At 41.4% G+C, this 21,620-nt stretch carries 18 protein-coding genes, 1 pseudogene and 2 other annotated features; of the genes and pseudogenes, 2 read left to right on the forward strand and 17 right to left on the reverse strand.

Going from position 1 to position 21,620, the window contains the following annotated elements; translation table 11 throughout:
* Positions 1–15: 15 nt before the first annotated feature.
* Positions 16–1,959, reverse strand: coding sequence for a DUF294 nucleotidyltransferase-like domain-containing protein (locus GD441_RS10160; RefSeq protein WP_153126321.1), 1,944 nt, complete (start codon positions 1,957–1,959; stop codon positions 16–18).
* A 248-nt stretch (positions 1,960–2,207) separates the two neighbouring features.
* Between GD441_RS10160 and GD441_RS17205 the strand changes: the two are divergent.
* Positions 2,208–2,345, forward strand: a pseudogene (locus tag GD441_RS17205) (IS110 family RNA-guided transposase); the annotation flags it as partial.
* 233 nt (positions 2,346–2,578) lie between these two features.
* Here the strand turns inward: GD441_RS17205 and GD441_RS10165 are convergent.
* On the reverse strand, positions 2,579–3,433 hold the full coding sequence (locus GD441_RS10165) for a stage II sporulation protein SpoIIQ (RefSeq protein ID WP_153126322.1): 855 nt from the start codon (positions 3,431–3,433) through the stop codon (positions 2,579–2,581).
* A gap of 135 nt (positions 3,434–3,568) precedes the next feature.
* Here GD441_RS10165 and GD441_RS10170 point away from each other — a divergent pair, with 135 nt between their 5' ends.
* Positions 3,569–3,961 carry a VanZ family protein gene (locus tag GD441_RS10170; protein ID WP_153126362.1) on the forward strand — a complete coding sequence of 131 codons (393 nt, stop codon included), beginning with the start codon at positions 3,569–3,571 and terminating at the stop codon, positions 3,959–3,961.
* A gap of 97 nt (positions 3,962–4,058) precedes the next feature.
* Here the strand turns inward: GD441_RS10170 and spoIID are convergent, their stop codons facing one another.
* The 15 genes from spoIID to nuoL form a co-directional block, all read right to left on the reverse strand.
* The gene (gene spoIID / locus GD441_RS10175) at positions 4,059–5,084 is read right to left on the reverse strand and encodes a stage II sporulation protein D (RefSeq protein ID WP_153126323.1); all 1,026 of its coding nucleotides are present in this window, start codon (positions 5,082–5,084) and stop codon (positions 4,059–4,061) included.
* Between the two features lie 591 nt (positions 5,085–5,675).
* Positions 5,676–5,867, reverse strand: coding sequence for a hypothetical protein (locus GD441_RS10180; protein WP_153126324.1), 192 nt, complete (start codon positions 5,865–5,867; stop codon positions 5,676–5,678).
* 353 nt (positions 5,868–6,220) lie between these two features.
* Positions 6,221–7,525, reverse strand: coding sequence for a UDP-N-acetylglucosamine 1-carboxyvinyltransferase (murA, locus tag GD441_RS10185; RefSeq protein ID WP_153126325.1), 1,305 nt, complete (start codon positions 7,523–7,525; stop codon positions 6,221–6,223).
* A gap of 32 nt (positions 7,526–7,557) precedes the next feature.
* A complete protein-coding gene (locus GD441_RS10190) occupies positions 7,558–8,286 on the reverse strand; it encodes a YwmB family TATA-box binding protein (protein ID WP_153126326.1) in 729 nt (242 codons plus the stop codon).
* Between the two features lie 143 nt (positions 8,287–8,429).
* Positions 8,430–8,672, reverse strand: coding sequence for a DUF1146 family protein (locus GD441_RS10195; protein ID WP_153126327.1), 243 nt, complete (start codon positions 8,670–8,672; stop codon positions 8,430–8,432).
* A 395-nt stretch (positions 8,673–9,067) separates the two neighbouring features.
* Positions 9,068–9,850, reverse strand: a complete 783-nt coding sequence (gene trpA / locus GD441_RS10200; RefSeq protein ID WP_153126328.1) for a tryptophan synthase subunit alpha — start codon at positions 9,848–9,850, stop codon at positions 9,068–9,070.
* 1 nt (position 9,851) lies between these two features.
* Entirely contained in the window at positions 9,852–11,048 is a 1,197-nt protein-coding gene (gene trpB, locus GD441_RS10205) for a tryptophan synthase subunit beta (protein ID WP_153126329.1), read from the reverse strand.
* The gene (locus GD441_RS10210) at positions 11,045–11,656 is read right to left on the reverse strand and encodes a phosphoribosylanthranilate isomerase (protein ID WP_153126330.1); all 612 of its coding nucleotides are present in this window, start codon (positions 11,654–11,656) and stop codon (positions 11,045–11,047) included. The genes trpB and GD441_RS10210 overlap by 4 nt, the downstream gene beginning before the upstream one ends.
* Positions 11,653–12,426: an indole-3-glycerol phosphate synthase TrpC gene (gene trpC, locus GD441_RS10215; protein WP_153126331.1), complete on the reverse strand. Its 774-nt coding sequence runs from the start codon at positions 12,424–12,426 to the stop codon at positions 11,653–11,655. Before trpC ends, GD441_RS10210 begins: the two co-directional genes overlap by 4 nt.
* Positions 12,427–13,452 (reverse strand): anthranilate phosphoribosyltransferase, encoded by a 1,026-nt coding sequence (gene trpD / locus GD441_RS10220; RefSeq protein ID WP_153126332.1) that lies wholly within the window; start codon positions 13,450–13,452, stop codon positions 12,427–12,429. It lies immediately after the preceding gene.
* Positions 13,449–14,048, reverse strand: coding sequence for an anthranilate synthase component II (locus GD441_RS10225; RefSeq protein ID WP_153126333.1), 600 nt, complete (start codon positions 14,046–14,048; stop codon positions 13,449–13,451). Before GD441_RS10225 ends, trpD begins: the two co-directional genes overlap by 4 nt.
* Complete coding sequence (trpE, locus tag GD441_RS10230; RefSeq protein ID WP_153126334.1) at positions 14,045–15,421, reverse strand: anthranilate synthase component I; 1,377 nt, start codon at positions 15,419–15,421, stop codon at positions 14,045–14,047. Before trpE ends, GD441_RS10225 begins: the two co-directional genes overlap by 4 nt.
* Before the next feature lie 58 nt (positions 15,422–15,479).
* Positions 15,480–15,733: a binding site (T-box leader), on the reverse strand.
* A 187-nt stretch (positions 15,734–15,920) separates the two neighbouring features.
* Positions 15,921–16,201, reverse strand: a binding site (T-box leader).
* A gap of 485 nt (positions 16,202–16,686) precedes the next feature.
* A complete protein-coding gene (gene nuoN, locus GD441_RS10235) occupies positions 16,687–18,210 on the reverse strand; it encodes an NADH-quinone oxidoreductase subunit NuoN (protein ID WP_153126335.1) in 1,524 nt (507 codons plus the stop codon).
* A gap of 6 nt (positions 18,211–18,216) precedes the next feature.
* Positions 18,217–19,737: an NADH-quinone oxidoreductase subunit M gene (locus tag GD441_RS10240; RefSeq protein WP_153126336.1), complete on the reverse strand. Its 1,521-nt coding sequence runs from the start codon at positions 19,735–19,737 to the stop codon at positions 18,217–18,219.
* Complete coding sequence (nuoL, locus tag GD441_RS10245) at positions 19,734–21,602, reverse strand: NADH-quinone oxidoreductase subunit L (RefSeq protein WP_153126337.1); 1,869 nt, start codon at positions 21,600–21,602, stop codon at positions 19,734–19,736. The genes GD441_RS10240 and nuoL overlap by 4 nt, the downstream gene beginning before the upstream one ends.
* Positions 21,603–21,620: the final 18 nt, after the last annotated feature.

Consider the following 21,620-nt stretch of genomic DNA (forward strand, 5'->3'; position numbering starts at 1 on the left):
TTCACCGAAATATTTTTAAAATCTTGTTAATATAGGAAAATGATGAAATAGCTTCCTTTGCATTTCTTGAAGCGTTTTTAGGCTAATGATTAGTTCTTCTTTCTCTCGAGTGGATAAGCGGACAAATTCCAATACGGAGGTTAATTTTTCTCCTCGTTTCGCCTGTTGCCAGCGATGATTTACATACATAGCCAGTACTTGACTCGCAGCCGCCCTTACATCGTTAGCAAACCTTGCAGAAAGGACGCCCTTTTTCTCCAGAGCTTCAATTCTTTCAAGAGGCGTCCCGGAAAGCACACCATGCAACAAAGATAGAATTTGTAAACCATGATGATAAGGAAAAAGGATTTCTTTTTTCATATCAATGCTTTTTCGTTCTAGCTTAAATAATGAGCGAATCGGTTGATCTAGGGTTGGAATTGGGCTTTCGTGCTCGATTTGTGCAAGTCGGAAAAGGAATATTTCGGATCTAGCCATCATTTTTTCTAAATTCTGTTCAAATTGTTTGTGAAGCTTTTCACTTCCGTATACACGACGATACGAAAAGAAATTGATAGCTAATAACAGGTTGTCGTTCGTGGAACGGATTCTCCATTCTCTGACGCGGTCCTCCCATTCGAGCAGAGTCCCTCTCCATTTTGCCTCGCTTGCCATCATCAAGCCTTTGCAGCGGGCATATCCGGCCAACTCTAGATAATACACAATCTTCTCTCCGAGCTTTTTAAAATAAGCATGGGCTCCTTCCTTGTCATGACAATCTTCGAAAACAATGAAATGGTCTTGGTCGGTAAGCATAAATTGTTCGGCTCTACCAGCACTTCCCATCTGATAAAAACAGAATTCAACAGGTGGCGTCAGCCCTTCATTTTTTTCAAGATCGTTTATTGCAATGTTGATGGCTCGGATCACTAACCGATCGTACAGTTTTGTAATAATTTCTAACGTATTTAAAATTGGTACTTTTTCTTTTAATAACGTGTCCAGCACCTCATAAATGGCTTTTTTCACCTGAGAAAGCGATTCCGCATCAGCATCTTCTATTTTTTTGATGACTTTCATCATGTTCTCGTTTTTCTTCCTGAGCAAATCAGAAAGAGATAAAATGCCCGACACATGGCCATCATCCACTACAGGCAAATGCTTGACACCATTTAAAATAAAAGTGGAAAGTGCATCATAATAATACGAGAACCGAGATATCGTATAAGGATTGGGCGTCATAATAGATTTGGCTTTCTCTTCGAAAGACTTCGACTGAACGACTACCCTTTCTACTATATCCCGTTCTGTAATAATCCCTTTTAATTTGCTATTTTCTAAAACTACTATAGAGCTGATCTGGTGCTCGATCATCAAAGAGGCCACTTTTTGCACAGGATCATCCAGTGAACAGGAAATAATGGATCTACTCATCATATCCTGAACCCTCATGACCAAAGCATCTCCCTCTCCAAAATTTCTAGCAAGCTTCACTTGCTCAGCGAGAGAGCCGTAAATATCCTTAATACGGATGGCCACCTGGGTCAATAAATAATCATGAAGCTTTGGGTCTCCCCATCTTTTAGCTATTACATCAAATGGAACGTGAAGAGCTCTTACATCTTCAACCGCTCTTACTTCTACCATTGTTTCTGACTTTGTGTCTCTCGTTTTTTTGTCCACGCCAAGAAAGTCAGCCAAGCTTGAAAAACCTAATATCTCTCCTTTTTGAACAACCTCAAGCACTTCGTCCCGTTCAGATGCTGCGTCCTTTACAAAAACTTCTGCAATACCGTTTAGAACGAGTACAAGTCCTGTTCTTGCTTGGTTTGCCTGTAGAATGATCTCTCCTGACGCATATGTTTTTTCTTCACAAAGCGAAAGCAATGAAGCAGCTGCTTCGGGCTCCACCCCTTGAAATAAGGGGTGAAACCGGACTACTGATAATAATTCTGAATTAGATTGCTTTTGATCCGTCATCAGTCATCCAAACCTCTCCCTCTTTATTTACTAATTAAAATTATTGTTTAAATTTTAAGAATATTTTTACTATATTATTACTCTAAATAAATCATTGGTCAAGATGGAGTCGTAAGATAAGTGATAGTTTTTTATGTCATTTATTATCAAGGAAATTATGAATGATCGTGTTTTTCAGAGTAAAAAATAGTGGATACAATTTTCTTCCATTTTAAATAAACACTATATTAATATTATTAATGCGATAAGAAGTAAAAACGCAACCTCAAGGGAAACCCCACAAAGTTGCGTCGATTGCATGTGTGAATAAGTTCTTGAAAGTGGCATTTCACCTTATTACACACAACATCACCTATGATTACGAAACAGCATCAACCTGTTCGTAAATGGTTACTGTTACTATACCATACTTGACCTTGCAAAAAAATGCAATTTCGTCAGGTCTTTTTGGCATGCGCAAATTTATTTTTAGTGGGAGGGGTACCCCTCCCACTAAAAATAAATGCATTTCTTCAAAAAAATTCACTTAAAACACTTGACTGTAGGTAAGAAAGGGGCTGCCCATAATTCGGAATAACCGTCTTATGGGCAGCCCCCAGTTGTTATGCATTCGGGTAGATTAATTGTTTTGTTTTTCTTGCTTATGATCCTCTGAAGGTTGATCATCTTCAGAAGCATTCTGGTCTTCAGACTGATCTTCGTTTTTAGAAGTGTCGTCGTCAGATTGCTCTTCTTTTGTTCCGTTATCCGCTTCCTGAGCTTCACTGTTAACTTGAGACTCCTTTAAAGCAGCTACGGTTTTGTCCATAAATTCAATTGGATTTACTGCTACATTATCTTTGCGAATTTCAAAATGAACATGGATTCCAGCAGCTTCGTTTATTAAGCTTTGACCAGCCTTTGCAATAGCTTGTCCCTGTGCAACTTGATCGCCAACCTCAACTGCAATGTCTTTAACAGATGAATAACGTGTGATAACTCCCTTTTCATGCTCGATTTCGATGACATTCCCTAAAAGAGTGTCTTCTTGGACTTTTGTCACCGTACCGCTTAAGGAAGCAACAACATCGAATGTTTCCCCATTTTTCACGGCTACGTCAATACCTTTGTTTGGCTGGTATTGATTGTTGTAGAATAAGAGAGCAGCTTCTTGCTCTTCTTTCTTACCATTCATATCATAGAATTGTTTTTTGATTACAGCTTGGTTTTCATCTAAAACCGGCATGCTGAAATTTTCAACCTTGCTGTTTACTTCAACGGCTGGTTCTTGATTTCCTTTGCCTGCAATCTCTGAATCTTCATAGCCTACATCACCAGGGTTAGCAGAATCATTGCCAGTTGTTTGGTACCAAAGAATACCTGTTAAAAGAACGGCTGCACAAGCTAAATAAATGGCTGGCAGTGCCCAACGCTTAGATAAAAAGCGTCGAAATGCAGATTTTTGAGAAGTTCGTTTCTTTTCTTCCTCTCTCATTGATTATCACCTCAGCAACCATTCTGAACAGAAACCAGAAAATTTATACATCTTTGTGAAAAAATTTTTTGGGATTAGGTTTTGCCATGAGAGATGGAATTATTCATTATTTTTTTGAAGGAGGGCGATTATTTGATGGAAAAATGGATGAAGAGGATCATTTCTGTTTTGCCATTTCTATATATGGCAGCCATTTGGATGATGTCAAGCTTACCAGCAGATGCAATCGTTGAGCTTCCTGATTCCTATTGGGACAGGTTCATTAAAGAAAGCTTGCATCTTGTTGAATTTGCCATCTTATATATGTTGTTTGCTGCTGCTCTTGCAGTAAATAGGAAGCTAACGCCTGCTTTCAGTTTACTTGCAGCTGTGGCAGCTGGATTTTACGGGATTGTGGATGAAATTCATCAATCTTTTGTTCCCTATCGATCCGCTACCTTCATTGATGTAGTGAAGGATTTAATCGGTGTAGGTGCAGCCTATGCTCATGTAAGATTTCATTTTTTCAAAAGAGAACGAGGCTTTTAAAGAGACTAGAGAAGATTGCTGCAAAGGGTTAAAAAGGAATCATGAAATAAAAAAAGGCAGCTCAGGATGCATCATGCTTCCCAAGAACTGCCTTTTTTTATTTGTTCGCTACAACCGTGCTCATGACTTTTGAAGAGGAGGAAATCTCAACCCCTTGGTAATAGTGTGTGACGATTTCCTTATAGTTTTTCCCTTCTTGGGCCATTCCGTTTGCTCCGTATTGGCTCATGCCTACTCCATGACCGAAACCTTTCGTGGTAATGATGATTTGTTCCCCTTTTCGTTCCCAAGTGAAATCCGTTGACTTTAAATCGAGCTTTTCACGGATTTCTTTACCCGTTAGCTTTTTGCCGTTAATTTGGACGACTCCGACTCTTTTTCCTGGTGTTCTCTCAACGACTGTCCCGATTTCTTCACCTTCTAAAAGCTTCACTCCGAGCTTGGCTTCAAGATCTTTAACCGTTAAGATTTTTCTGTCATAAAATTTCGGTGATTCTTTGTCCCAAGGACTTTCCACGCTTTTCAAATAGGGGATGGAATTTTTCCAATATGCCTCTGAGTTTTCTGTAAAGCCGTTGCTTGTTGAAAAGAAAGTAGCTGTGATCGGCTTCCCGTTATAGGTTAAAATTTGATCTTTTGTTTCCAAAACCGCTTTCGTGATTTTTTCTTTTTTCCAATTATAATCGGCGCCCCAAAGCGTTTTTAACTCTTCATCATCCTTAAAAACTTGATGCATCTCTGTATCCGTTACATTCGCACCTTTTGGCAGACCCATTGTATTGTTAGAGGCCAATTGGTTCACAATGTATGTTCTTGCGGTTAAAGCCTGCGCTTTTAAAGCCTCCAATTCAAAATCAGCGGGCATTTCAGCAGAAACGACCCCTGCTACGTATTTCTCCAAAGGATAATTTTGGATTTTCCTTGCCGCAGTTCGGTATACGGCTACTTCGATTGCCGAGTTCTCAAGCTGCGAGGAAAGGTCTTTCTCACTCTTGTCGATTTTTTCAGTCAGCTCCCCTTTTGCTGAATCCATTGAGAAAGGAAGTACTAACAGGGCTGGAATCATTAATACTGCAACGGCTACTGTGATTGTGATTACAAGAAAAGGCTTAAATGGTTTCATGTCTTGCCCTCCTATATTGAAATAAACTAGCTGAACTTGCTCTATTTCAATGTATGGGCTTGGACAGGCTTTTATGACAGAATCTTGGGTACAATTGATTGGCTAACCAATCGTAGAATCACGGTTGATATCTTGGTGCTGACGGTTGATATTTTGCCGCCTAACGATCGATTATTTGTCTGATGACCGATCTATTTAGCTTGACGACCGATATATCGAATTGACGACCGATATCTTGCTCCTAACGACCGATATATCGAATTGACGACCGATATATTGCTGCTGATGACCGATATATTGGGCTGACGACCGATATATTGGAGCTGACGACCGATATTTTGCTCCCGATGACCGATATATAAGATTGACGACCGATATATAAGATTGACGACCGATATCTTGCTCCCGATGACCGATATATTTAGCTTGACGACCGATATATTGCTGCTGATGACCGATATAATGGATCTGACGACCGATATCTTGGGCTGACGACCGATAAATTGGGCTGACGACCGATAAATTGGAGCTGACGACCGATATATTGCTACTGATGACCGATATATTGGGCTGACGACCGATATGTGTGAGCTAACGACCGATATGTGTGAGCTGACGACCGATATGTGTGAGCTGACGACCGATATATTGCTGCTGATGACCGATATATATGATTGACGACCGATATCTTGCTCCTAACGACCGATATATAAGATTGACGACCGATATCTTGCTCCTAACGACCGATATATAAGATTGACGACCGATATATGGAGATGCCATTCGAAATCTTGCTCCTCCTCGATCTCTAATCTTTTTGATTTAAGCGAAAATTTTGTTGATTTAAGCGTTTATCCCTTTGATTTAAGCGAAAATACCCTCGATTTAAGCGAAAACCCTGGTGATTTAAGCGAAACCTTTTTCATGGTCTACTACTCCCAATAGACGACCGAATTATCTCCCTTGACGACCGATATATCGGATTGGCGACCAATTTTTTAATCCTAACAACCAATCTATTCAACTAACAAGCGTAACGGGCAATCATTTTCAATCAATCCAATATTCATTAAATGAACTTTACCTACAAGTAAAAAGCTGACCCACATAAATGGATCAGCTTTCATAAGCAATGATTATGCATTTAAGTCAGCAACAAATTTTTCACTGTCTGATTTGTCATCTTCTTTTACACGTTCGATGTCTGCTCCTAATGCAGCCAGCTTTTCGTGGAATTTCACATAGCCTCTGTCTAAATGCTTTAATTCTGTGACACGCGTTACGCCCTCTGATACGAGTCCCGCTAGAATAAGAGCGGCTGCGGCACGAAGGTCAGTAGCTGCGACTTCAGCTCCCTGCAAATCAGATGGGCCGTTAATAATGACAGAACGGCCTTCAATTTTAATATCAGCATTCATACGACGGAATTCTTCTACGTGCATGAATCGGTTTTCAAACACCGTTTCTGTGATCATGCTCGTTCCATGGGCACGCAAAAGCAATGCCATCATTTGAGATTGCATGTCTGTTGGGAATCCTGGGTGAGGCATTGTTTTGATGTCCACTGCCTTTAATTTTTCTGGACCGATTACGCGAAGTCCATCTTGTTCCTCACGGATTTCGACACCCATTTCCTGCATTTTTGCAATCAATGATGTCATATGCTCACTAACCGCGCCTCTTACTAGCACGTTACCTTGTGTAATGGCTGCAGCTACCATAAAGGTTCCGGCTTCAATACGATCCGGAATAATGGTGTGCTCCGTACCATGAAGCGCATCAACACCTTCAATCTTAATGGTTGCAGTTCCGGCACCTTTGACTTTCGCACCCATTTTATTAAGAAAATTCGCTAAATCAACGATTTCAGGTTCTTTAGCTGCGTTGTCAATAATGGTTGTACCCTCCGCAAGAACAGCAGCCATCATGATATTTTCAGTGGCTCCGACGCTTGGGAAGTCTAGATATATTTTTGCACCATGAAGCTTTCCGTCAACATGAGCTTCTAAGAATCCATTTCCTACTTTCACTTTTGCACCCATCGCTTCAAAGCCTTTCAGGTGCTGATCAAGCGGTCTAGAACCGATTGCACAGCCACCAGGCAATGCAACGCGAGCTTTTCCGTTTCTGGCGAGCAATGAACCCATAACTAGTACGGATGCACGCATTTTACGAACATATTCAAATGGAGCTTCAACAAATAACTCTCTTGATGCATCTACAGTAATTGTATTATTTTCAAATGCAACATCTGCATTCAGGTTGCGTAGCACTTCATTGATTGTATATACATCGGAGAGAGTGGGTACGTCATGAATGACACTTTTTCCATGGCTTGCTAATAATGTTGCAGCGATAACAGGCAAAACTGAGTTTTTTGCACCTTCTACTTTTACTTCTCCGCTCAGCCTGTTTCCGCCGCGGACGATGATCTTTTCCAAAAGTATTCCCCTCCGCGTCCAATTTCTCTATATTAATATTCAAATGTGATGATGGGGGTGCCAACTATGAAGCTAGTACGGCCGCCCATTCCTTCTGATCTCATAGCAATTTGCAAGTTCAAATTTTCCGTAGTTAGGCTTTGTGAAAATATTGGTGAGTATAACGAGACAGAAACAAAATCTTCCTCTCTTACACTCTCCAATTCTTTCGCTTGAAAGCTGGCCATCATACGATTAAGTCTAGAGAACAAAACCTTATCAATCGTATCATTGTAAAGCCCTTTCACACAAGTGAAAATTGCTGGATTATGTCTAAATATGTCTTTTAACCTGCTTTCAAATGTTGAATGAATCTCTGCCTCATGATCTTGAAGATTGTCCCCTTCAAGGACATATAATAGATACGATTCCGGTTTCTCTTTTGTAAGGGTAGACACCCATTCAATAGTTTCTGTTACATGCTGAGATTGTCTTTTCCCAGTCACTTTGAAACCATAAGGATGCTCTTGTACTTCCCATTGAAAGTTTGCTAGTTTTGTATGTAATGTTTCATAATAGTTAAAAAAATCTTCCTTTGTAGCAACATCCTTGATGTTTTCCCTTGCAGTAATGGACCATTCATCGATTCGGATCTCCTTATTTGCCTGGAGCACATCTATGATTTTCCCTAAATCTGTACGGTCTTTTGCTACTGTCGTACTATACCCCATATACATGACGATCAAAACAAGAAAGAGAAGATACACAAACATTTTCTTCATGGCTATACCCCCTTACCACACATTGTTGCCAAGTAAGGGTGAGACATACTTTCAAGTTTTCGTCATAATATGACAAGGTCGTAGATTCGTAATCCATCATTTAATAGTAAAATGTTCAATGACTCACATAAGAAGCAAAAAAATTACTGTTGATTAAAGATAAATGGAAGTTGATTGGACCATGAGATGTAATCCAGGAAAAAACCGCTGACAGCTGATCCAATTGCGACCGTCAATAAGATATACAGAATTCGAGCCTGCATGACTCTGTTTGGTCTAAGGAGCTTATCAAAGTTTAATGCTTGAAGCGCCCACCATGTTATGCCAATGAAAAATAGATGAGATACAATCCCAAACATGGCTTGCTGTCCTAAATTCGCAAACATCGATAACCCTCCCCAGATGATATAAAAATGAAAGTATATTGAAAGTTTTTCAGACGATTTGAATACACTTGTCAGTCGAGGCAGCATCCTATGTCTGAAATCTCCCTATCTACTTCACAACTATCAATTTTAACACAAAATCGTCTGGAAAATAGATTCTTTTTTATCATTATTTCCAAAATTTATAATGCCATTATTCGTTAATAGGACCATTTGTTTGGGTACAAACAACCCCATTAGCTAGCAGGCAGGTCTCTCGGATTTCGCAAAGAAATAGAAGACGACTCAAAAAAATACCTAAACACCGTTATCTCCACCTATAGAACGTTTTTCAAAAACAATCTATTGGGTTAAGCGGGTGTTTAGGTATTGTTGAGTCATTCCCTCTTCTATATTCAGCGATTAACCACTTTACTTCCTATTAACCTTTGAATCTCCTCTACCTCACCATTTTCAAAAAGCGTAATGATTTGGCTGCCGACAACTACTCCATCGCAGTAGTCTCCCATTTCTCTCACCTGCTCAGGCGTGGAAATGCCAAATCCAGCAAGAACAGGGACTGGACTCAGCTCTTTCAATCTTTGTAAATAGTGCTTTACATCCTCTGCAAACTGACCTCTGGCTCCCGTTACTCCTTTTACGGTTACTGCATATAAAAATCCTTCACTGTCCTGGGTAATTTTTTTCAACCTTTCGAGCGGACTTGTCAATGTCGCAAGCCGGATAATGGAAATTCCACGAGTCTTAAAGACCTGTCTCACTTCATTCTCCTCTTCAATCGGCACGTCAGGAAGGATCACACCATTTATTTGAGTTTTTTGACAAGCAGCTGCAAATTCCTCAATCCCAAATGACAAAATCGGATTGTAATATGTCATCATAATGAGTGGAATCGATACCGTATGACGGATTGTTTTTAGGGCTTCAAATACTCCCCTCAGCGTAGTGCCGGATCGTAAAGCCCGCAATCCCGCCTGTTGAATGGTCGGTCCATCTGCCACCGGGTCTGAAAAAGGAATACCAATTTCAATGGCAGTGGCTCCGGCCTGCTGTAAAAATTGAAGCCGCTCAGGTAATAACTCCAACCCGCCATCACCGGCCATTATATAAGGGACGAACGCTCTTTCACCTTTTGCTAACACATCTTCTATTGCTTTTTGAATTAAATTTTTACTCATGTTACTCCCCTCCTAAATAGCCTTTCACAGCTTCTACATCTTTGTCACCTCTGCCTGATAAACAGACGATGAGAATCTCATCCGGCGCCATCATTTTCGCTTTCTTCAACGCGTATGCAACAGCATGTGAGCTCTCAAGAGCCGGGATGATTCCTTCTTTCTGTGCCAGAAGCTGAAACGCTTGAAGGGCTTCTTCATCTGTCACCGAAGTATACTCGACTCTGCCTTCATCCTTTAAAAAGCTATGCTCTGGTCCTACTCCTGGATAATCCAGTCCTGCTGATATAGAATGGGCTTCTTCGATCTGCCCGTATTCATCCTGTAGAATATACATTTTTGCTCCATGCAAAACGCCTACCCTGCCTTTTGTTAAGGAAGCAGCATGCTTTTCTGTTTGCAGCCCTGCGCCGGCAGCTTCCACCCCGATCAGTCCCACGCCTGTATCCTCTAGGAACGGATAAAACATCCCCATCGCATTCGAGCCGCCACCAATGCAGGCTACGATCTGATTTGGAAGCCTTCCTTCTATGTCTAAAATTTGCTGTCTTGTTTCCCGGCCAATTACACTTTGAAAATCGCGCACGATTTTCGGATAAGGGTGAGGACCAAGAACTGAGCCCATAATATAATGGGTATCCTCAACATGAGTAACCCAGTAGCGAAGTGCTTCGTTGACTGCATCCTTTAAAGTAGCGCTACCTTGCTTAACGCTCACAACTCTAGCTCCCAACAGCTCCATCCGGAAAACATTCAGCTTTTGGCGTTTGATGTCCTCTTCCCCCATAAAGACGACACATTCCAAACCAAGCAGAGCGCTCACGGTTGCTGTTGCTACTCCGTGCTGACCGGCTCCTGTCTCCGCTACCACCTTCTTTTTTCCCATCCTTTTAGCAAGCAGTGCCTGACCAATGGTGTTGTTAATTTTATGAGCACCGGTATGGTTCAAGTCCTCGCGCTTTAAATAAATTTTGGCTCCGCCTGCGTACTTCGTAAGATTTCCTGCGAAATAAAGTGGCGTTTTTCTTCCTACATAGTGTGTAAAATAGTATTCTACTTCCTTTTGAAAGGCTGAATCTTGAATCGCCTTTTCATATTCTGTCTCTAGTTCCAAAACAGCCTGCATCAAGGTTTCCGGCACATATCTTCCTCCATATGGACCAAAATGTCCTTTCTCATTCGGCATTGTATAATTCTTCATCCTCGTTCTCCCTTCGCGTTATGAATAAACGCTTTGATTTTTTCTACATCTTTTTCTCCGTTACTTTCTACTCCACTTGAAACATCCACCATATAAGGTCTAACTGTTTGGATTGCATCTGCTACATTTTGTGGTGTTAAACCTCCGGCTAAAATGATTTTTTTCTCTCGTAAGCTAGTTTTTGATAGGATCGACCAGTCAAATGAGACTCCGTTTCCACCTCTGTATACCCCTTTTGGACTGTCTGCCAACATATAAGAAACAGGATATTGCATCGCTTGCTCTATGTCCTTTTCACTGGAGATCCCAAATGCTTTAATGATTGGCAAGGAAAAACCTTCACACATTTCCGGTGCTTCCTCTCCATGTAGCTGCAGCATCGTTAAGCCGCAATATTCAGCAATCTCTTCCATCACGAGCTTCCTTTCATTCACAAACACTCCGACCTTTTCGATTTCAGGCGGCAAGTTCAGGATGATTTCTCGAGCCTTTTGAGGCGTTATTTTTCTTTTACTTTCAGCGAATACAAAGCCTAGTGCATCCGCACCCGCTTCTACCGCTTGCAGTGCTGTATTTACATCTTTTATTCCACAAATTTTCACTTTCATTGCTGACGCTCCAGTGAAAGTTCTTTTATTTTTGCTGGTACATCCTCAGTTCTCATAAGTACTTCCCCTACTAAAATCGCTTTTGCTCCTGCATTCCTAACTCGTTCCACATCATGAGCGGTTGAAATTCCGCTTTCAGAGATTAATACCACATTGTGACTTGTCAATTCGCTCGCTAGTCTTTCTGTATGATTAAGGTCCACTTGAAACGTTTTTAAATCACGGTTATTTACTCCAATTAATACAGCTCCCAGTTTAAGGGCTCGATGCAGCTCATCTAAGTCATGGACCTCAACCAGCACCTCAAGCTCAAGGTCAGTCGCTTCTTTGTAAAGATCATGCAGCTGCTCGTCAGACAATGCGGCCACGATCAGTAAAATCACATCAGCTCCTGCACTTTTCGCTTTGTGGATTTGAACAGGATCCATGATAAAATCCTTACATAAAATCGGAACATTAACTGCTTGCCTCACCGCTTCCAAATCCTCGAAGCTGCCTTTAAAATAAGGGCCGTCAGTTAATACAGAGATTGCAGCGGCACCGCTTTGCTCATAAAGCTTTGCCTGCTCGATTGGATCTACGAATATGTGTATGTCACCCTTTGAAGGAGAGGCTCGTTTAATTTCAGCAATAATCGCCATGTTTTGTTTGGAACGGATGGAATTTAGTAATGAAATCGTCTTTCTTGATGATGGTGGAATTGGCTGCTGCTTTAGCTCTTCTACTTCTTTTTTCTTTGTGTCTACTATTTTTTCTAGAATCGTCGCCATTTAGATCACCTCTGAAAATGCGTTGTTAGAATAGGTAATGAGCTGCTCAAGCAATCTGTAGGCTTTGCCTGAATCGATACTTTCTTTTGCAGCCTCCACACCTTCACCTATGGTGTCTGCCTTTCCACTTGCAAAAATTCCAAGCCCTGCATTTAGTAAAACAGTATCCCTATATGGTCCTGATTTTCCTTCTAACACAGAAACGAGAATTTTGGCGTTTTCCTTTGCATCTCCGCCTTCAATTTCGCTATTTTGATAGATTGGCAGTCCGACCTGTTCTGGTGTTATAGTCAGCTTCGTTACATGTCCATCTTCCACTACGGCCAAGTAATTCTCACCTTGCAGCGACGCTTCATCCATATACCCGGCTCCATTTACGACCACTGCCCGCTTACGTCCTAACCGTTTTAACACCTCTGCAAATAATTCAATAGAGTCTCTTTGGTAAATTCCGAGCAATTGATAATCAAGATCGATGGGATTCGTTAACGGTCCAATAAGGTTAAAAATCGTTGGGATTCTTAAATCTCTTCTCACCTTCATGATTCTTTTTAAGTTTGGATGAACGTTTGGTGAAAACAGAAACGCAATCCCTACTTCGTCAATCAGCCTTTCGATGGCTTTCGGCTCTAAATCAAGCCTTACCCCCAAATACTCCAGCACATCTGCACTTCCTGTTTTGCTGCTGATACTGCGGTTTCCGTGCTTTGCCACCTTCACTCCTGCTCCGGCAATCACAAAAGCAGATGTAGAGCTGATATTAAAGCTTTTTGAACCATCACCGCCCGTTCCGCAATTATCCATAACCCCCACGAACTTTTTTGAAAATGGCACAGCGTGCTCACGTAATGCTTGAACAAGTCCTGTGATTTCATCCGCCGTTTCGCCCTTTGATTTCAGTGCGATCAGTAGAGCGGCAATTTCACTATCTGTAATTTCCTCTCGAAACAGCTGCGCAGCCGCTTCCTTCATTTCTGCCAAACTAAATGATTCCTTTGCCGTGAGCTTTTGCAAATACTCCTTCATAACGATGCTCCTTTCATGCTTCTTTGAGTGACTCGTGTTAAAAAATTTCTCATTACGTCTTTTCCTTGAGCTGTTCCAATGGACTCCGGATGAAATTGAAGACCGTAAAGCGGATATTCTACGTGGCGAATCGCCATAATTTCTTCCTCCTCTTTAGACACGGCATCGATCATAAAAACATTTGGCAGGCTTCCTTTTTCTACAGCAAGCGAATGATAGCGCATGACCTCTACGTTTTCCGGTACATGTTCAAAGATTCCACTACGTGAATGCTTTAGCACAGACGTTTTTCCATGCATGATTTTTTTTGCCTGCACTACTTTACCTCCTAATGCAGCTGCGATGACTTGATGTCCAAGACAAATGCCAAGGATCGGTATGTGCTGATAAAATTTCTGCACCAATTCGATGCAAATTCCCGCATCCTCCGGTCTCCCCGGTCCAGGAGAAAGCACAATCGCTTCTGGATTCAATTCTTCAATTTCTTGAAGAGAGAGCTCATCGTTTCTTATGACTTTAATATCTGAGCGTAAATTCCCTATTTGCTGATACAGGTTATAGGTAAACGAATCGTAATTGTCGATTAATAAAATCATGACTCTACCTCCATTAACGCTTTCGCTTTGTTAAGCGTTTCTTTGTATTCCTTTGTTGGGTCGGAATCATATACAATTCCTGCTCCTGCTTGAATGACGGCCTTTCCGTCTTTTACAACCATTGTTCTGATCGCAAGAGCAAAATCAAAGCTTCCATGATAGGAAAAATATCCGACCGCTCCGGCATACACATTTCTTTTCACACCTTCGAGTTCATTAATGATTTGCATAGCTCGAATTTTCGGAGCACCAGACACGGTTCCTGCAGGTAAGCATGCTGCTAAAACATCCGTATTACCTACATCTGGTCGCTTTTTCCCCTGTACTTCAGAAACGATGTGCATGACATATTTATATTTTTCAATCAGCATGTACTTCGACAGCTGGATGCTTCCAATCTCACAGACTCTTCCAAGGTCGTTTCGTCCTAAATCCACGAGCATCTTATGTTCAGCCAATTCTTTCTCATCACTTAGTAGTTCTTTTTCAAGGGTTTCGTCTTCTTTTGAAGTAACTCCCCGTCTTCGCGTTCCGGCGATCGGATTTGTGATTACTGTGCTTTCATTCCCTTTTATTAAGCTTTCTGGAGAAGAACCGACAATTTGGTATTCTTCAAAATCCAGATAAAACATATAAGGAGAAGGGTTTACTCTTCTTAATCCTCGGTAAAATTGGAAGGCATCCCCTTGAAATTCTGTTCGAAACCTTTGGGAAAGTACGACTTGAAAAATTTCTCCTTTTACAATTTCCTGTTTGGCTTTTGCAACCATTTCCTTAAATTGTTCCTCTGTAACACTTGGTCTGAAGACATATTTTTTCTTTTCCGACTCAGCCGGTGCCTCAACGCCTGTTTGAATATCCCGGATTAATTTCTCTGCCCGGCCGTTAAAGTCTGATCCATCATCGAGTGAAATAATAGAAATCATCTGAGAAATGTGATCGTACACCATGACATCCCGATAGAACATGAGATGAGCATCCGGCATCGAAAGCTCGTCTTTTACAGCCTTTCCTATATCCTCATATTGTCGGATCAGGTCGTATCCGATGTATCCAACTGCCCCTCCAATAAAGGGAAACGGGGCATTGTCCAATTGAATAGTTGGCATATATCTCTTCACTACATCCAAAAATCGTCCTTTTACTTCCTCTGCAGGCTCATTTTCCCTTTCAATTTGAACTAGGTTTCCAACACTCTTCATTTCCATATAAGGATTCATCCCAATGAAGGAAAACCTCCCATTTTGCTCATGCTTCAATGAGCTCTCGAGTAAAAATTTCTTCTTTCCTTTTACACTTTGAAAAATCCCGATTGGCGTATAAATGTCTCCTTCTATATCTCTTCTCAAAAGCTTTGAAGCTACCTGATTCACTTACTTCCACTCCTTTTTTTGATATAAAAAAAGTCCCCTATAGGCATAGTTCATGCCTATAGAGGACGATTGTTGACCGCGGTGCCACCTCTGTTAAAGGAGATCCATTTCTCCTTTCGCTTTTTCAGGTACGGAATGTCTTTCATTCTTATACCCTATCCTTGTAACGGCGGAATCCCGGGCTCGCCTACTCCATCTTTCAGCTTGCCTCTCGTAAGTCCATTCGGTTTGCCCTGTCGCACCGGTTCTCACCATTCCCGGCTCTCTGTAACGCCTAAAAGCAAACGTACTCCTCTTACTCAACGATTTACCTCTATTTAATTTTTGAATTAAAAAAGCGGAAAGTTTTACCCAAATTGCTGGTGCATCCCAATAAATCGGTCGTCAGATCCGATATATGGGTCATCAGAAGTAATTGATCGGCCGTTATCCCATGGTTTTAAAAATAAAGCAAAGTGTATATCTAAAAATCTTGATAAACAAAAAGGGGCCTCATCCAATAAAGGACGAGAAACCCCGTGGTGCCACCTTTTTAAGCCGCTGCTGCAGCCCGCTCAATAAGATATCGAAGCATGCTCCCATGCTTGAATACCCGTCTCTTGTAACGATGAGACCCTTCGCCAAAGCCTACTCTCTTCTTAAACAGCCATGCAGCTATTTTATCGGATTTCGGTTTGGAGGCTCGGAAGTCCATTCACATTAACTTTCACACTGATTCTCACCAACCATCAGCTCTCTGAAGTGTCCGTTTATGCTACTCCTCTTCGTCAACGCCAACTGTTCACGTTTAATTGTTTATCATATTAGCACGCAATCCAAAATGTGTAAAGAATAAAAATGTGATGTAATTCGACAATTCCTAGTAAAAAAGAGTTGCTAGAACGGAAAAATCTTACCTCGATAAAGGAATTTTTTTTAATTACTAGCAACTCTCTGTATGTTATTTTTGAGCACTCATTCGGTTCACTTTTTGTTCCGTATCCGCAATTCGGCGATTAACAAACAAATAAGGGCTCTTTTCGCATAGATTGTTGTTTTTAGACTATAAAGTTTGTCCGTTGATTGCAGCGAGAGGCACTTGCTTTCCGCGGGGAGGGATGGGAGCTTCCTCGGCGTTACTTTGTCTATACTCTAAAGGGGATGCCCGAAAAGAGCAACTTCATTAAAAATTGAAAATCAAGAATATTGATATATCAATATTCTTGAACATTAAAAGGGGCATCCAAAAGCCGAAAAATCGACTTATTGGACAGCCCCTGCACATTTTACTGCATAAAATCTTCAAAGTTTCCGAAGTACTGATGAAGGAAATCTAGTGCCGCTCCTGGAGCAACCCCGAAGCTGATCGTTCCGACTACACAAACGATTAACACAATCATGAGTGTGACTGGAACCTTGATCTTTTCCGTCATCGCTAAATAATAGGATGGTCGGAAGAACATTTGCGTCATGATGCCGAAATAATAGAAGTAAGAAATGACTGTTCCGGCGATCATTATGGCTGCGAGGACATAATGTCCAGGGTCGACTGCAAAGGTTCCCATGAAGATGTTCAGCTTTCCGATAAATCCAGCAGTACCTGGAATTCCGGCAAGGGAAAGAATGAAAATTCCCATCGCTACAGCGAGTACCGGGGATCTTTGATACAATCCGGCAAAATCGGAAATTTCTTCTGAACCCGTCTTATCCGAAACATATTGAACGACTGCAAATGCGCCTAGGTTCATAAATAAATACGCCACGAGATAAAACCAAATCGCATCAAAGGTAAAATACCCAAGGGTAGCGATTGGCACGAGCAGATAGCCTGCATGGGCAATGGACGAATAAGCTAAAAGCCTTTTGACATTTTTCTGTCTTAGGGCAATGACGTTTCCAACGATAATAGTAATCGCTGCTAAACAGCTGATAAAGATTTTGTTTTTCTCTAGGAAGTTTAATGCTCCGATTTCATCTCCTGGTGTCACTAAGAACAGAGACAGTAAAATGCGCAGCAAAATGACAAATCCTGCAGTCTTTGACACGACGCTCAAGAAAGCCGTAACGGGTGTTGGTGCACCTTGATACACATCTGGAGCCCACATATGAAACGGTACAGTAGCGAGCTTAAAGGAGAGTCCTACGACGATCATAAAGAATGCCAAACCATATAAATACAAGAATTGGCCGTCTATCGTCTGAGACATCACTCCGCCCATTTCTCTTAAATTCGTAGAACCTGTCAACCCGTACAGATAGCTCATTCCAAATAACGTGATGGCCGTTGAAATACCGCCATTTATCACGTACTTCATCGCTGCTTCATTAGAAGGTAGATGATTTTTTCTGATTCCAGCCAATATGTATGAAGAAATCGATAAAAGCTCAAGACCGACAAACAATGTAATAAGATCGCCGCTTGAAGCCATCATCATCGCACCTAATAATGCTGCAAGGAATAAGTAGTAAAATTCACCGCGGTTTTCCTTCATTCCCTCCGCCGGTTTGAAGCTCTCAGCAAGTAATATCACTAGCGCCGCTCCGACAAGGAATAGAAGCTTAAATGCTTTTGAAAAAGAGTCTAAACGATAGGTATCATGTAAAATGGACGTTACTTTCGTATCAAAAAGACCGATTAATGAAATAAGCGCCACTAAAATTCCAACCAAAGCAATCCAAGCTAACGGGCGTCTTGAGGATTGTTTCGGCATGAAAATGTCGATTAGTGATAATAACGTAGCCACACCAAGGATGATGAATTCCGGCATCATGACTCCCCAGTTAAAAGACAGCAAGGTTTCTAAATCCATCTTTCATCACCCTCCTAACCCAATCAAAATGGCCTCAAGCGTAGCCTTCAATGGCTTTGTAAGCACGCTTGGATATACGCCAATCCATACAATTAGCGCTAATAACACAAGGACCGGAGCTAGCTCCACACTTTTGATGTCGCTCATTTTTTCAGTTAGCGCTTGCTTCGTAGCACCAAAAGTAATTCCTAATACAGCACGTAATACATAGACAGCTGTTAAAATAATTCCCAGTGTCCCAATCGCGGCTAATATAGGCTCCTCTTTAAACAATCCAAGGAACGCCATAAACTCGCTTATAAATCCGGACATGCCTGGTAGGCCAAGAGATGCCATGGATCCTGCTAGTAAAAATCCTGCTGTTAACGGCATGATTTTTGCAAGTCCCCCTAACTCGATCAACTGTGATGTTTGAACTCGTTCGTACATGACACCAACGAGGAAGAACAGAAGTGCTGCAATCAGCCCATGGGATACTACTTGGAAAATGGCTCCTTGTATTCCTGACTCATTAAGGGCACCTAAGCCGATTAATACAATCCCCATATGCGAAATGGAGGAATAAGCAAGAACCATTTTGAAGTCTGTTTGAATCAAAGCTAAGAAAGCGCCGTATAGTAGATTGACTACACCTAAAACAGCTATGACAAAAGCGATTTTTTCAAATTGCTCTGGGAAAATTCCCAAGCCAAAGCGGATTAGACCGAAGGCACCAATTTTTAAAAGCACTCCTGCATGAAGCATAACAATGGATGGCGGAGCTTGAACGTGAACTCGAAGCATCCAGGTATGCAGCGGGAAGATCGGAAGCTTCACTCCAAACGCTACCAATAAAGCAATAAGGAGCGCATATTTCATTCCTTCCGATACTGGTGCGATTAGAGGAACTCCCCCAACTGTCATCATGTATTTTAGAGCCTCAATATTAGAAGTTCCTGTTCGGGCAAATAGGATCATAATGACAATCAACAAAACAGCAGAACCTAGACCGTTATAGATTAAGAAGCTGAATGCTGCTTTTTCCTTCTCAAGATATCCCCACTTCCCAATTAAGAAGAACATCGGAATGAGTGTAATCTCGAAGAAAATAAAGAATAAAATTAAGTTTTGAGCTGTAAATACTCCGAGCATCCCCACTTCTAGTAGTAAAAACAGGAGAAAATAACCCTTCCATTCTTTTTTTATATGAACAGAAGCTATTGCAGCTAGCGTTGCTAATACTGAAGTAAGGAGTACCATGACAAGAGCAAATCCGTCTAATGCAAGCTCATAATCTACAGCGAAGAGCTTACTGTCATATTCCTTTAAGTTTCCGAAACGGAACCAATCTACTTTAATCGAATACTCAGATAGCTTTGTACCAGCTGCATATTGCATATAAATGAACAAGGAAATCAATAATGCCGGAAGAGTTGCAAGAAATCCGACCAGTTTTAATGTAGATTCCTGTCCTTTTGGAATGAACCATAGTACGAACATGCCTGCTAACGGGGAGAATACGAGTAGAGTTAAAAGAAGTTCATTCATTTAAAATACCCCCCTGTTAAAGCAAAAATCACAAGTAAAACCGCGAGTCCAACAAATGCCACCATTCCATATTGCTGTACTTGACCTGTTTGAAGCTTTGAGCCGATTTTGCCTAGAGCTTTGACCGTTCCAGTGACAACATTTATAATGCCTTCGACTAAAAACTTGTCGATAAAAGCAAAGAATAGCGACACTCCTTTAATGAAAGGAACGATTGTGGACTGATAGAATTCATCTACGTAATATTTGTTATATAAAATATTGTAGGTTACCGCGCCTTCTCCTCCAAGCCAATCCCTAGAGATCCTGCGTTTTCCGTAAATCAAGTAAGCTAGTAGAATACCGAACAATGAAATGCCAGTTGCTGCATACATAATCCATGCGGGCCCTTCTACATGACCGTGACCTAACGCATGGGTCCCTTCGGTTAACCAATCGCCAAGAAAGGTACCGAACCATGGTGTATTGACGTATCCACTGAAGATCGCCAACACTCCAAGAACAAGCATTGGTAGTGTCATAACGGCTGGAGATTCATGAACATGGCTGGCATTTCCTCTTGATTCTCCTGCAAAAACCATAAAAAATAAACGGAACATGTAAAAGGCTGTAAAGAAGGCAGCTGCAAGTGCAAGCCAGAATAATGCGTAATTCCCATGCTCCCACGTTGCAATCAAAATTTCTTCCTTACTGAAAAATCCTGAAAATAGCGGAACGCCTGCAATGGCCAGTGTTCCAATTAAGAACAATGGACCTGTGATCCGAAGCTTTTTCCAAAGTCCGCCCATTTCTTCAATGTTTTGTGTATGGACAGCATGAATGACGCTTCCTGCTGCAAGGAACAGAAGTGCTTTAAAGAAAGCATGTGTCATGAGATGGAAAACTCCAGCCACATAGCCAGCAGATCCTAAAGCAAGCATCATATAGCCCAGCTGGCTCACAGTCGAGTAGGCTAAGACACGTTTAATATCCTTTTGCACCAACCCAATGCTTGCCGCAAAGATTGCAGTAAAAGCACCAATTACAGCAACCGTCATCATAGCTGTTTCGCTCGCTGCAAATAGCGGGAACATTGCAGCCACTAAATAAACCCCTGCTGCAACCATCGTCGCTGCGTGGATCAATGCAGAAACTGGTGTTGGACCTTCCATCGCGTCTGGAAGCCATGTATGAAGTGGAAATTGACCTGACTTACCAACTGCACCGACAAAAATCAAAATAGCCGTTAACGTAAGCATTGTCGCAGAAATTGTTCCTGCTTCTACTGCTTGAAAAATTTCATCATACTCAAAGCTTCCAACCTGCCAGAATAAGAGGATCATTCCGATAAAAAGACCGACATCTCCAATTCTTGTCATGATAAAAGCTTTTTTTGCGGCTTTTTTGGCTTCCTCTTTAAAGAAGTAAAAGCCAATTAATAAAAACGAACCTAATCCTACAAGCTCCCAGAAAATGTAGAGCTGGAGCAGATTTGGTGAAATCACCAATCCAAGCATTGCAAATGTGAACAAGCCTAAATAGGCATAAAAAACCGGAAATCTCTCGTCTCCATGCATGTAACCTTTTGAATATGTATGGACAAGGAAACTGACAAGCGAGACGATCACTAGCATTAAAGCATTCAATTGGTTAATTTCAATACCCGCTGTTAATTGCACATCCCCTATTGTTAGCCATACGGCTTCGGCTTTGTATGTCGGTGCGGAAAGGCGTTCGATTAGCACCAACAAAGAATAGATGAAAGAAACGAGTGTTAATAGAATACCAACATAGGCACTCGATTCTTTTAATCTTCTACCGAATAGAAGAAGGAACAAGAACGAGAGTAGCGGGAAAAGCGGTATTATCCATGCATTCTCCATCATCGTATCGAATCCCCTTCT

The sequence above is a fragment of the Peribacillus tepidiphilus genome, assembly GCF_009466385.1.
In the GTDB taxonomy this organism is placed as follows: domain Bacteria; phylum Bacillota; class Bacilli; order Bacillales; family DSM-1321; genus Bacillus_BN; species Bacillus_BN tepidiphilus.

Excerpts from the sequence above, each read along its gene's own strand:
- trpC (WP_153126331.1), bottom strand. The coding sequence starts at position 12,426 with ATGGCGACGATTCTAGAAAAAATAGTAGACACAAAGAAAAAAGAAGTA.
- nuoN (WP_153126335.1), bottom strand. The coding sequence starts at position 18,210 with ATGGATTTAGAAACCTTGCTGTCTTTTAACTGGGGAGTCATGATGCCG.
- GD441_RS10210 (WP_153126330.1), bottom strand. The coding sequence starts at position 11,656 with ATGAAAGTGAAAATTTGTGGAATAAAAGATGTAAATACAGCACTGCAA.
- GD441_RS10240 (WP_153126336.1), bottom strand. The coding sequence starts at position 19,737 with ATGAATGAACTTCTTTTAACTCTACTCGTATTCTCCCCGTTAGCAGGC.
- GD441_RS10195 (WP_153126327.1), bottom strand. The coding sequence starts at position 8,672 with ATGTTTGCGAATTTAGGACAGCAAGCCATGTTTGGGATTGTATCTCAT.
- GD441_RS10170 (WP_153126362.1), top strand. The coding sequence starts at position 3,569 with ATGGAAAAATGGATGAAGAGGATCATTTCTGTTTTGCCATTTCTATAT.
- GD441_RS10165 (WP_153126322.1), bottom strand. The coding sequence starts at position 3,433 with ATGAGAGAGGAAGAAAAGAAACGAACTTCTCAAAAATCTGCATTTCGA.
- GD441_RS10160 (WP_153126321.1), bottom strand. The coding sequence starts at position 1,959 with ATGACGGATCAAAAGCAATCTAATTCAGAATTATTATCAGTAGTCCGG.
- GD441_RS10225 (WP_153126333.1), bottom strand. The coding sequence starts at position 14,048 with ATGATTTTATTAATCGACAATTACGATTCGTTTACCTATAACCTGTAT.
- GD441_RS10190 (WP_153126326.1), bottom strand. The coding sequence starts at position 8,286 with ATGAAGAAAATGTTTGTGTATCTTCTCTTTCTTGTTTTGATCGTCATG.
- nuoL (WP_153126337.1), bottom strand. The coding sequence starts at position 21,602 with ATGATGGAGAATGCATGGATAATACCGCTTTTCCCGCTACTCTCGTTC.
- trpB (WP_153126329.1), bottom strand. The coding sequence starts at position 11,048 with ATGAAGAATTATACAATGCCGAATGAGAAAGGACATTTTGGTCCATAT.
- spoIID (WP_153126323.1), bottom strand. The coding sequence starts at position 5,084 with ATGAAACCATTTAAGCCTTTTCTTGTAATCACAATCACAGTAGCCGTT.
- trpD (WP_153126332.1), bottom strand. The coding sequence starts at position 13,452 with ATGAAGGAGTATTTGCAAAAGCTCACGGCAAAGGAATCATTTAGTTTG.
- GD441_RS10180 (WP_153126324.1), bottom strand. The coding sequence starts at position 5,867 with ATGGCATCTCCATATATCGGTCGTCAATCTTATATATCGGTCGTTAGG.
- trpA (WP_153126328.1), bottom strand. The coding sequence starts at position 9,850 with ATGAGTAAAAATTTAATTCAAAAAGCAATAGAAGATGTGTTAGCAAAA.